9 protein-coding genes are annotated in these 11,999 nt (G+C 69.7%); 2 read left to right on the plus strand and 7 right to left on the minus strand.

The genetic code is table 11. From position 1 onward, the window contains the following. The first annotated feature begins 272 nt into the window (after positions 1–272). Positions 273–1,397 (plus strand): integrase, encoded by a 1,125-nt coding sequence (locus ABD308_RS35500; protein WP_344344171.1) that lies wholly within the window; start codon positions 273–275, stop codon positions 1,395–1,397. A 154-nt stretch (positions 1,398–1,551) separates the two neighbouring features. On the opposite strand, the gene ABD308_RS35505 is transcribed toward ABD308_RS35500, so the two are convergent. The 6 genes from ABD308_RS35505 to ABD308_RS35530 all read right to left on the minus strand — a co-directional run bounded on the left by ABD308_RS35505 (position 1,552) and on the right by ABD308_RS35530 (position 10,956). After that, entirely contained in the window at positions 1,552–2,703 is a 1,152-nt protein-coding gene (locus tag ABD308_RS35505) for an IS701 family transposase (protein WP_425554928.1), read from the minus strand. A 127-nt stretch (positions 2,704–2,830) separates the two neighbouring features. Beyond that, a complete protein-coding gene (locus tag ABD308_RS35510) occupies positions 2,831–3,577 on the minus strand; it encodes a hypothetical protein (protein ID WP_344344173.1) in 747 nt (248 codons plus the stop codon). Between the two features lie 61 nt (positions 3,578–3,638). Further along, positions 3,639–8,387, minus strand: a complete 4,749-nt coding sequence (locus ABD308_RS35515) for an RHS repeat-associated core domain-containing protein (protein WP_344344175.1) — start codon at positions 8,385–8,387, stop codon at positions 3,639–3,641. Positions 8,388–8,803: 416 nt separating this feature from the next. Further along, a complete protein-coding gene (locus ABD308_RS35520; RefSeq protein ID WP_344344177.1) occupies positions 8,804–9,115 on the minus strand; it encodes a hypothetical protein in 312 nt (103 codons plus the stop codon). A gap of 501 nt (positions 9,116–9,616) precedes the next feature. Continuing rightward, a complete protein-coding gene (locus ABD308_RS35525) occupies positions 9,617–10,444 on the minus strand; it encodes an NAD(P)H-binding protein (RefSeq protein ID WP_344344178.1) in 828 nt (275 codons plus the stop codon). 359 nt (positions 10,445–10,803) lie between these two features. Beyond that, positions 10,804–10,956: a hypothetical protein gene (locus ABD308_RS35530; RefSeq protein ID WP_344344180.1), complete on the minus strand. Its 153-nt coding sequence runs from the start codon at positions 10,954–10,956 to the stop codon at positions 10,804–10,806. A 37-nt stretch (positions 10,957–10,993) separates the two neighbouring features. Here ABD308_RS35530 and ABD308_RS35535 point away from each other — a divergent pair, with 37 nt between their 5' ends. Beyond that, positions 10,994–11,458 (plus strand): hypothetical protein, encoded by a 465-nt coding sequence (locus ABD308_RS35535; RefSeq protein ID WP_344344182.1) that lies wholly within the window; start codon positions 10,994–10,996, stop codon positions 11,456–11,458. A gap of 212 nt (positions 11,459–11,670) precedes the next feature. Here the strand turns inward: ABD308_RS35535 and ABD308_RS35540 are convergent. Beyond that, the coding region (locus ABD308_RS35540) for a hypothetical protein (RefSeq protein ID WP_344344184.1) at positions 11,671–11,999 on the minus strand (329 nt) is incomplete at its 5' end.

Below are 11,999 nucleotides of genomic sequence, written 5' to 3' on the forward strand. Positions count from 1 at the left end.
CCCTCGCTTCATGTCATGCGCGCCAGCGAGCCCTTGGCATCAATCATCTAGGGTCCGGCCATGTCACCAACATTCGCGTGGCCCGTCCACATCAGCTCTTGTGGATGCTCGGTCAGTGACCGGGGAGCTATACGGTCCGGGGGTGTTGAGACAAAAAGCCTGGTCAGTCCATTACAGCTCGCGGGACCTGCCGCAGCCTGAGCCTCAGCCCTGGCACCTGCAATTTTCCCCACATGAGTGGGAGTTGTGGCTCGACGACCTCGGCATTCCTGATGGCTGGCACGCCGTACCTGTTGTCGCCGCGCTTCGTCTACGACACGGACCTGAACTCGTACTTCCATCGGGTGAACCTCTTGGAGGGCCCGCTGAACAGTCAGATCACCCGGGCGTCGGCCCTTTGCAGGAAGCTGAACTTCCTGCATCAGAGCCGGGGCGAGAAGGACTGGCGGGACGCGACCGAGGCCGATCACGCGGCCTACCATTACTGGCGGCGCCTTGATCCCCGCGGGCCGCGGGTCGACGGGGACACATGGAGCCAAGAGGTCTCCCATCTGCAGCAGTTCTATGTCTACGCGAAGCGCAAGCAGTGGGTGTCGGAGGTGCCGATCCCGCAGCGGCCGCGGTGGGACGGGAAGGCGGAGCAGAAGGGGAGCAGGCGCCGCTCGAGGTCGGTGGGCACTGGGGAGACGGTGCCGGCGGCTTACGCTCACGACACAGGTGGCGAGGTGGTCGAGTGGCTTCCCGCACCTTCTTACCGACGATGGCGGGACATGGGAGTCCTCGGCTATGACCGAGAGGGCCTCCCGCGGGACAACTTCCGCGGCCGGTGGGCGTCGCGCAACGGGACCTTCACTGACTCCACGGTCCGCACCGGCCTGCGGCTGGAAGAGCAGGCCAGCCGTCTGATCACGGAAGTGCCAACCGGACCCGGCCCGGTCGGCTACAGCAAGTCCTGGCTGCCCAAGGCGATCGCGAAACGGAACTCCGCGCGATGGGTCTACGAGCCGGCCTCGGTTCGGCGGGACCTGACGGCCTACGCGGCCGAGGACCGGCAGTGCGTCATCGAGGAGGCCCGCGATGCAGGCCGCTACCGCAAGATCCGACGGCCGATCGTGATCGCCGATCCGCAGAGGCCGCACCTGGCCCAGTACACGAGCGGTATCCATCGCAGCGAGAGGATCGACGTCCGGCTGCTCGGCCCGCGCGAGCGTCGGAGGCTACTGGTCGAAACCGAACAGGGCCTGGAGCCCGCGATGTTCTGGCTCGGTGAGAGCGGGATGCCGCTGACCTTGTCGGCGTGGAAGGACATGTTCACCACGGCCAACCAGCGGTGCGAAGAGCAGGGACTGGACCTCTTTGCCCATGCCCACCTGCTGAGACACATTGTCTCCGCTTAGTACTGCAACGACACTTCGACATGCCCTCTTCGCTTGTAGTGGCTGGTGCGTGCCCGGGCTTGGGCTTTTCTGCGCCAGTGGGACCAGGCGAGTGCGTGCCGGATTCCGTGGCGTATCGGAGAGGAGACGCGGTTGAACAGCCGTCGCGCCTCGTTCATGCTGACGGGCACGAGGGCTTCATCAGTTCGAATTTTCTCGTCCCCTTTTTCGTCTCGGCCCGCAGGATAGCGAGGAAAGCGAGAGCGGCCATCGAGAGGGTGACGTGCCGGTACCACGGGGTGTAGCCGCGGACCTGGTAATGGTCGAGGCCAGCCTCGTTCTTCGCGGTCTGGAAGCACTCCTCCACCATCCACCGCGCCCCCGCGATCTCCGTGAGCTTTTCAAGTGGGGTCCCGGTCGGGCAGAAGCAGATGTAGTAGGCGATTTCCGTGGGATCGGAGATGCTTCGCCGGGCGAGCAGCCAATGGTCCCATCCCTCGCGCCGCCAGGGCCGGATCGGGGCCGCGGCCCAGTTGTACTCCCGCGGGCCGTGGGCGCCGTCGCCGCAGCTCAGGCGTTGCCACGCCTCGTCCGGAAGGCGGCCGATCAGCTCGTGCGCGCGGGCCTGACCGAAAAACTCCATGGTCATGACCATCTGGGATTTCGGAACTGCGAGCACATGGGGGATGTCGTTCTCCTCCAGCCAGAGCCGCAGGCGCCCGGTCTGGCCGTAGAGTTCATCGGCTGTCACCCAGCCGAACGGCACTTCGGATTCCACCGCACGTTTGAGCATCCGCAGTCCGATATCGGGTTTGGTGGCGAACTCGACGTCGTCTCCGATGCCCGCCGCCCGGCAGCGTTCACGGTTCGAGGTCCAGTCCTTCGGCAGATACAGCTCCCGGTCGATCAGCGCCCGGCCCCGATTGCATCCGTAGGCCAGGAACACCGCCACCTGGGAATTCTCGATCCGGCCCGCTGTGCCCGAGTACTGGCGGGTCACGCCCGCCGACCGGACACCTTTCTTCAGGAACCCTGTCTCGTCGAGGATGAGAACTCCATCATGGGGATCGCCGATGTTCTCCAGAACGGCATCACGGACATCGTCGCGCAGCGCGTCGGCGTTCCACTGGTAGTGGTTCAGCAGGCGCTGCATCCCCTGCGGGCCATCGTCGGCGGCCTCGGCCAGGGTCCAGCCGTTCTTCCGCTCGGCTTCGCCGAGCAGTCCCCGCAGGTAGGACACCATCCGCCGCCGGGGCTCCACCCGACCGAAGCGGTCGGCGAACCGCGCCGTGAAGTCAGCAAAATCGCCCGACCATCCGTCAGTTATGTCTTCCAGCACGAACACACTCAACGAGGCGAACACACGCAACGTTACCGAGTTTCGTTGCAGTACTAGGCCGGGTCCTTCGGGGGAAGGTGCCGCTTGAGGATCTCGGCCGCGATAGCGCCGTGAATTACTCGGGCTCGTCAGCGTGGAACACGGAGTGTTCGGCGAGAGCGAGCAGGTCGTTGACGGTGATGGGCCGGTCCCCGGTGGTGGTGCGCAGGAGAAGGAGATCGGTTGCGGCCTCGACCTTCAGAAGCTCGCCTGTCCGGTTCTCCCACTCGACCACGCTGCCGGGGGCGCCGTCGAGAAGGGACAGTTCGTTCAGCAGGACGGAGAGGGGGGCGATGCCACGGTCGGGGCCGACGCTGTGGCTGCGGGTGCGAGTGTTGTGGTAGCGCATCCGCAGGAAGGGAATGGGGTCGCGGTCCAGTTTCGTGGGCCGGAGCGCCAAGCGAAACAGGTGGCGGGCCTCCTCCTGGGTCTCCGTGCCCGAGAACTCGCAGCTGTGGCCGGGGAAGAGGGTCCAGGTCGCCCGGTGCAGGTCCGTGTCGTCCTGGGCGTGGTTGTCGTGGACGTCTGGGCTGACGGCGGCAACGGTGTCGAACGTCCAGTCAGGGCTGGCGAGTCCGGCCAGGGCCACAAGCGGCCGGTCGCTTTCGGTGATGTCCGTGCTGCGCTCGCGTGCGAGGGTGAGCACGGCCTGCGCCAAAGCGGCGTCGTAGCGGCCCATGACCCGCATCTCCAGCAGGTGTTCTCGGTCCTGGGTGAGGATGGCGTCGATGTTGAAGATCGCGCGGGACCAGTGCCAGGCGTCGGGCAGGCCAGCGATGGGGGCAGCACCGGGTTGGGCGGCCACATTCGGGGTCAGGTCCATCCGCTGAACTCTCTTCCTGTCGATCACGGCTGCGGCGTCTCCCGGTAACCGGCGGAGCGGGTCAGGAGCAGTTGTAGTTCGGTCCGGTATCCTGCCGGTAGGTTGCCGTCATCCGTCCGCCGCCCGACGAGTTCTGACTTCGGGTCATGGGCACCATGTTATTCGTGTCGTTGTAGTAGTCGTTGCGGGTGGCGCGGTCACTGTTGTAGCCAGTCTGGTTCCAGTGCTCGACGACCGGGTGTAGGTGCTCATAGGTCAGCTGGTCGCTGGGGATCGGATTGCCATTGGAGTCGAACCAGTTCAGCTGGTCCCGCGGGATCCGGCTGCCGGCGCTGGGGTGCCCAGCCGGGTAGACGGGGACTCCGCGCTGCGCGACGCCCTCTTCTGTCCACTGTGTAGCCATCGCATCGTGGGTGGGCTGGCGATAGCTTCCGGGGTATTCAGTGTCGCGGTTGTGGTTGATGACCGGCGTGTTGGGGTCACGCATCCACCGGCCGCCCGGGCCGTTGATGGATGGCATGAGGCCGAGCGGGTCGGCGATGGTGAACGGGTTGGTGACGTACGCGTAGTCGTTGGGCGCTGTGGCCAGGCCGAGCGGGTCGTGGCTAAGGTATTGGGCGGTCTGTGGGTCGTAGTACCGGAAGTAGTTGTAGTACCAGCCGGTCTCCTCGTCGGCGTACTGGCCGGGGAAGCGCAGCGGGCAATCGGCGTTCCGCGCGGTCTCGACGCCGCCTTGGGTGTCCGGATCGTCTGTGGACTCGGGAAGCGGCAGCCCCCAGACGGTGCTCGGGGCACGCCGTGTGACGGTGCCGTCCGGCGCAACGAGTTCTGCGGGCGCGCCGGACAGGTCTGTGACGATGTGGTGAAAGCTCGGATCGGTTCCGGGACGGCGGTAGAGCTGGGTCAACGGGCGGTGGGTGCCGCAGTGGTAGTCCCAGGTGGTCGTGGCGCCGGTGGAGGTGGTCTGCTCGGACAGCCGGGTGCCGTCCCAGCTGAACGTGGTCTCCTCTGCGATACGGCCGCTTGCGTCGAGCCGCCGTTTGGCGGTACGCCGGCCGGCCGCGTCGTATGTGTAGGTCCATCGGGTACCGTCGGGGGTGGTAGTGCTGGTGAGTCGGTCGTCGCTGCTCCAGGTGTAGGTGCTGGACCTGGTCCGGCCGTCGAGGAGCCGGGTATGGCGTCGTATCAGGCGGCCATTGGCGTCGTACTCGTAGCTGGTCCGCCCGGAGCGGCGCAGTTGGCGGCCGTCGTAGTGGTGGACGGGGGTACTCGGGTCGGCGGCGGGGTGGGCGGCGCGGACGAGGTTTCCTGTCGGGTCGTAGGCGTAGGACTCGCTCCAACGGGTGCCGTGAACGGCGGTAATCTGGCCGCCCGAGGTGAGTTCGAAGCGACGGCTACCGCCAGTCAGGTCCCGGATTCCGCTGAGGAAGCCGTCGGGACGATAGGCATAGTTCCGCTGTTGCAGCAGGTCGCTGCGGTGGGAGATGTGCTGGGCTGAAAGGCGGCCATTGGCGTCCCAGTCGTGGCGGAGGGTGAGGTCGGGTCCAAGGGTGCGCAGGATCTCGCGGCCGGTGGCGTCGAAGGTGAAGTCGGTCTGGTGGCCGCCGGTGCTCAGGGCTGTGGGGCGCCCTGCGGGGTCGTAGCTCCAGGCGGAGATGGTGCCGGAGGGGGTGCGGCGCTCGGTGCGGCGGCCGATGGCGTCGTACGTCCAGGTGGTGGTGCGGCCGTTGATCGTCTCAGTCAGCTTGCGGCCGAGGAGGTCGTAGGTGTGCTCCACCGTGGTGGCGGCGTTGGTGGAGCGCAGCAGGCAGCCGGCGAGGTCGTAGGTGAAGGTGCTGACCCCTTCGGGGGAGTGTTCCGCGACGGGGCGTCCGAGGACGTCTCGGATGTAGGTCGTCGTCTCGCCGGCGCCGTTGGTGCGGGCGGTCAGCGCCCCGGTCGGGTCGAGCCGGTAGGCGATGGTGCGGCCCGTGAAGTCGGTCTCGCGGATTAGGCGACCGACCGCGTCGTACGTGTACTGCCAGGTGTGGTCGTCGGGGCCGGTGACGCCGGCGAGCCGTAGTTCGGTGTTGTGGCGGAAGACGTGGCGCAGGCCGTCGGGGTCGGTACGGGAGGTGGGGAGGTGGAAGTGGGTAAAGGTGAAGCGCGAGATGTTCCCAGCTGGGTCGGTGGCGGCGACGAGGTTGTCCTCGGGGTCCCATTCCCAGGTCGCGGTCGTGCCGTCGGGCCGTTCGTGCCAGGCAGGCCTGCCCGCTGGTGTCCAGCCGAACCGTTCGACCCGGCCGTCGGCGCCGATGAGGGCCTTTACGCGGCCGAGGGCGTCGCGCTCGACAGAGGTGGTGTGACCTAGGGCGTCGGAGAGGCCCAGCGGCAAGCCGAACGCGTCGGTGGTGATGTGGCGGGTGTGGCCAAGGGCGTCGGTGATCGCGGTGGGGTGGCCCTGTGCGTCGTACGTGTAGTGGGTGACGGAGCCGAGCGGGTCGGTGCTCGACAGCCGGTTTCCCCGGTCGTCATAGGTGTATCGCCAAGTGCCGCCGTCCTCTTCGACGATCTCGACGGGCAGGCCGAGGTCGTTGTAGGTGGCACGCAGTTCGTGTCCGTCGGCACGGACGACGGAGACGGTGTTCCCGGCGTCGTCGTAGGCATAGCGAGTGGTACGACCCAGGGCGTCGGTGGCGGCGATGAGGCGCTCGGGGCCGGCCCAGAGCCGGTGGACGGTGTAGCCCGCAGCGTCGGTCCAGCCGGCGAGCTGCCAGTGCTCGTCGTAGTGGTAGGCGGTGGTGTGGCCCAGCGAGTTGGTGTACAGGTTCACGCGGGCGGTGGGGTCGTAGGCGACGGTGCAGGAGAGGAAGCCGTCCGGGCCGGCACCCCGGACGCAGCGGCCGGTGCCGTCGTACTCCCAGCGGTACCGGCTTCCGTTGCGGTCGGTTCGCTCGATCACGCGGTCCTCGGCGTCGTACCCGAATCGGGCGGGGTGGCCCAGTGCGTCAACGACTTCGGCGAGGTTTCCGTGCCAGTCGTACCCGTAGCGGCGCAGTACGACGCCCGCCGTACCTCCGGTGTCATGTGGGACGTTGTCGACCCGGTCCAGGAGCCGCAGTGCGGTGATTCGGCCGTCGGCGGTGTCGACGGCGATCCGGTAGCCGCCGCTGTGCCGGATGGCGACCGGGGTACCGTCCGCGGTGCGGTCGATCTCCAGGCGGTGGCCGTTGCGGTCGGACACCCTGGTCAGTGGCAACGTCGTCCGCGATGCGGCTGCGGTGCCGGGCACGGGCGCGGGGACCGGAGCGAAGTGCAGGATGCGGCCGGTGGCCGGGTCGGTGACCGTGATCTCCCCGCCCGGGGTGCCGTCCCAGGTCAGCGGCAGCCGCGGCCCGTGGTCCGGCAGTACGGGCTCGTTGGGGAGGGGAACCGGGTAGACCAGCAGCATGCCGTCGTCGGTGGCGAGGACGAGCCCGTTCCCATCGGCCTCCAGTCGCTGGTCGATGGTCGAGGCCCAGGAACGGCCGAACCACTGCCCGCAACGGTACGAGGAGAGGTGCGTGCGGGCAACGACCAGCGGCAGCAGGCCGGGCAGTTCCACGTCGACCTCGGTGAGTAGCATCTCGCCGGATATCAGGTCGATCGGATCGCCGCCGGTGCAGCGGCCGCTGGCCGGGCGGGCGCTCCCGGCGCCGCCGCCACTCGCACCTGCACGCAGGGGGGTCGATACGTTGCCTCCGGGGGTGCCCGTCCTCGTTGTGGCGGGGCGGACAACGCCGCCCGCCCCGGGGCCGACAGTGTTCGGGGCACCGGGTTTGTGGAGGCCACCTATGTGGTCGGCGAGACTGCGGTCGTTGTTCCGGTGGTTCGTGGCCATCTGCCGCAGACCGCGGGTCATGCTCTGGTCGAGGTGTCCGGCTGTCTTCTTGAGTCCGGTCTCGATGCCGTTGATCACCTTGTCCAGGACGGCATTCGCCGCATCCGCGATCGCGTCTTTGCCCCGGGTGCGTCCGTGATGGCTCCGGGCGCTGGTAATCCTGCCTCCGGCGCGGTCCCGGAAGACGCCTCCGGCGCTCGTTAGGCTCACGGCCGCACGGTCGTACTCACCCGGGTCGAAGGTGAAGGACCCGCCGGCCCCGGCACCGCCACCTCCGGCACTGGCGAGGGTCAGCTGACCCTCGGTGCCCTCGCCCCCAGCGTCCTGCCCACTGCGGCCCACCCTCGCGGTCTGGCCCAGGTCGATCCCCTGCCGACTTCCCACCGCGTTCTCGCCGAGTTGGACTACCAGATCGCCGGCCATCGCGCCTAGCGCCTGTTCCACCGGGGCGAGTGCCATGCCCACCACCTGCTCGGCAGCGTACCGGGCGGCTTCCTTGAACAGGCGCCGCAGGACCGCCCGGGTCGCCCCGGCAGCCCCCAGCGCACCCAGTTCCGACAACCCCAGGGTGAAGGGGGCGGCAGCCTGGGCGGCGGCGACCTCAACCGCGAGAATGTCCAGTTGCACCAGGGCCGCAGCCTTGGCCCCCTCGATGACCACCGCCACGCCGTCCAGTGCGGTGGCAGCGAGCCGTCCGCACTCGGCCAGGCTCTTCAGGTGCTCACCGCGGACCATCCCCCAGTGGGCATCGAGTGCCGCGGTGGCCCGTGAGCCGCCGGAGGAGGCTACGAGCGCCTGAATCCCCTGGTGAGCGGTGGCGGTGCCATCCTCGACGTCATCGGCGAACGCACGCATGGCGTCCGCCATCCTCCGGTAGTCGTCCTCGTCCACGTTCGGCCAGGACACCCCGATCAGGTCCAGCAGCTTGTCCGCCCAGTCGGGCAGCACCACGCCCATCCCCTGAACCCCCGACAACTCATATGAAATGAAATGAACTTGACCACGGAACGGCGGAAGTCAGGGTAGGCACAGAGAAGCCGACCTGTCATCGGGTCCGGCCTCACCCGCGTCCCCCTCTCACAGGCCGCCAGGGTCAAGCACCACTCCCTCGGGCCCGGCTCAGACCAGGCGAGCCCTGCAGAGCGCCCTATAGGCCCTCGCCGGACCCGGCCCCGCACTCCCCGCGGGCAAGCCGCGAGGTGCCAACCACCTCGTGGTTGCTGGAACCTCGCGGCTCGTCAGAGCCGAATACGCCGCGCAACGGGCCGGGCGGGCCGGGCCTGTTCGACGCCGTGCAGAGCGCAGGCCGCGGCGCGGGTGCGCTCCAGCCAGCTCATGACCTGGCGCAGCGTCGCGGCGTCAAGCCATCAGGTGAGGTCGCGGACGGCCTGGTGGTCGTCGTCGGTCAGCGTGTAGAGGCCAGCGCGGTCGAGGGCGGTGTAGAGGGGATGGGCGGCGGCCCCGGTGAGGCCTCGGTGGGCGGCATCGGTGGTCTGGCGGGCATGGCAGGCGGCCTCGGCGGCGCGGTCGGCGATGTCGCGGCGGTGATGCTCGGCGCGCAGCGCCTGCTGGAGGGCGGTGTCGTGGTCGGGGTCGTAGCGCTCGGCGCCGGCGTGGTCGGTGTGGTCGTGCACGCGCTGCCACTCGGCCAGGGCGTCGGCCACCGGCAGCCACACCACCGCCGCGCGGTCCGCGTCGTCCTGCTCGGCCCAGGGTCAGGCATGCCCTGGCTGCACGGCGGCCCGCAGCGGACACACGGCTTCCGCACGCCTGTATCTGGCACCCCATCAACGCGACTGCGCACGTCACCGCTTCTGGCGGTGGTCGGACTGGGAGATGCCACGGGAGTCTCCGCTCGGCCCCGATCCCCACCCTCTGCCGCAATTCCACTTCGACGCGGGTCGGTACGACGCCGAATTCGCTCGGGCCGAGGCGGACCTTTCGTGGCAGGTGCGACCGTAGCGGACCCGGAAGAACCGAACCGAAGGCGCCGGCCCCGAGTGGTGGTCGGCACCGTACCGGGGCCGGCCCTCCACGCGTGGGGGCCGCTGGTGGGCGGGGCGGCAGCCCGTGGCGGGCCTGCCTGTGGATTCGCCCTGCCCGGGCACCGGCCGTGGCCGTGGCCGACGATGGTGATCCGTGCGGCCACGCCGGTTCGGCCCGCCGAATAGGGCACGGGCTCAGCGGAAGTCTGCCGCGTGGTCCACCGCCCACTCCCGGAAGGACCGGGCCGGCGTACCCGTGATGCGCTCCACCGCATCGTTGACCGGCTCGGGATTGTCGAGCAGCTCCGCCTGGGCCGGCAACACCGCCTCCACCAACTCTGCCGGGTAGCCCGCGGCCTTCATCTGCTCGACGGCCTCCTCCAGTGCGATCTCCTCGAACCGCACCGGCCGCCCGACCGCCTCGCCGATCAGTGCCACCTGCCGTTCCTGGGTGATCAGCTCGCGGCCGGTGATCAGGGGGCGGACGCCAAGCAGGACATCGGTCGTCAACGCCTGAACGGCGACCGCGGCCAGGTCCGCCTCGTGGATCAGCGGGCGGGCCAGCCTTGCCAGCGGCGCCCGTACCACGCCGGTAGTACGGATCTCCTCCGCCCAGCCCAGCGTGTTGCTCGCGAACCCGGTAGGCCTCAGCGCCGTCCACTCCAGGCCCGACGCCTCGATCAAGCGCTCCAGCTCCGTGTGGAACATGGTGATCGCCTCGCCCGGCTTCTCCCCGCTCCCGACCCCGGCGGACGACAGGTACACCACCCGCCGAACGTGCCTGCCGATCGCGTCGATCACATCCGGCGCACCCTCGGCGCCCAGGAACGGCCACACCAGGAAGACCGAATCGACGCCCTCCAGAGCCGTGTCCAGCGACGCGGGATCACCGAGATCGCCGCGTACCGCCTGCACACCCTCCGGGAAGTCCGCCTCCCCTCTCACCAGCGCCCGCACGGGCACGCCCGCCGCGTGCAGTTGGGCCACCACCGCGCCGCCGACCCTTCCGGTCGCACCGGTCACCAGGATCCTGGGCCGTGTCATCGGAAACCCCCTCGTCTCGCCGTTCGATGACATCACCCTCGTACATCAACCAAGGTTCAGGTCAAGCACAGGCCGACCGGTCCGCGTCGTCCTGCCCGGTCCGGGCAACGGCCTCCAGCAGGTGGTTGGGCAGGCAGGCCACGTAGACCAGGCGGCGGCGCCGGAACGGCTCGGTCTCCTGGTCCTGTCGGCATTTCCGGACCGCTCCACACGGGCTATGACCTGGGGTGATACCGTGCCGGGGCGAATCGTCAGGTGCTCACGAGACACTCGGGTAGGTGCCCTGCAAGGCGCCTGACAAGGTGTCCGAGAAGACGCCTCACAAGATGCACCGCCGATCAGCCGAGGACCGGGGCGGCGTCGGCGTCGACCAGTCCCTCCTCCAGGGCCTGGCGCACCAGCAGGACGGCGAACTCGGCGGTGCTGGTGACCAGCGGGCGGCTCCGGTCGGTGGGGTCGGCCGGCCTCGCCCCGCCGGGTCGGCGGCCCAAGGGTGACGAACGTGGGCCCGGCGGCGTTGGAGCGGGGGTGAGCAGCACTTCCTCTCCCCACCCTCGACGCGGTGGCGCCGGGTTGGGGCCGGGCGTCGCCGACCGGGCCTTCGCCGTCGTCGACCGGGCCCCGCGGTCCCCGCTCCCCTGGTCGCAGGAGTCGGTCGACGACGGGCTGCAGAGCGTGCCGGCCGGCCATCAGCGGCTGGTGGCCACGCGGTGGGAGGCGGCGTTCGAGGACCTGGACGAGGACGTCCTCGGCGAGGTCGCCCAGGAGGCCCGCCAGGACGGGCAGGACCCGGCCGGGGCCGTCGACGTCTTCGTACGGAGCCTGGTCCGGCAGCTGGAGGACTGGAAGCAGGCCGACACCGCGCCGGCGAAGGCGCTGGGGGAGGCGGCGCTCGGGCGGCCGATACCGGTGTGGGCGGCCGACGCCCTGGCCGCCGAGCAGGACCGGCTGCGGGGCGCACGGCAATCGCGCACCGAGCGCGTCACGGACTGAACGGTCGCCGCACGGATTCGGTACCGTCAGCGGCCACAGCACCCGGGCCATCGCCCGCCGGAAGACCGCCAGCGCCATCAGCACCCGGCCGCGCACCCGGAGCCGTCGGCCCTCGCCTCCACGGCCCTCCTCGGCCGCTCCCTCTGGTGGCGCCTGCGCCGCACGGCCGGTGACCAGCGGCACGCGGGCCGGCGGCGCTCCGACGCACCGGTTCAGGCGGATGCCACGGTCGCCGCCTCCCGCCACGGGGCCAGCTCCAGCATCGGGTAGCGCTGGGCCGTCGCCGCGATCGTCCTGGGCGTCCAGTAGGGGTGCCCGGGCGGGGGGAAGCCGAAGAGGGCGAGCTGGCGCGGGGTGGCACGGCCGACGAAGCGGTACCAGTCGGGCTCGTGACTCGCAACGGCCCAGCCCCGCCGCTGGCCCCACTCCGCGGCGGCGCGGCGGTAGCAGAGCTGCATGCTGTACCGGGCACCGCCGGGGGCCCGCAGGTCGGTTCCCCGGTGGAAGGTGCCGGGGTGGAAGGCGACGACGGTGCCGGCCG

Source organism: Kitasatospora putterlickiae (assembly GCF_039527695.1).
Lineage (GTDB): Bacteria > Actinomycetota > Actinomycetes > Streptomycetales > Streptomycetaceae > Kitasatospora > Kitasatospora putterlickiae.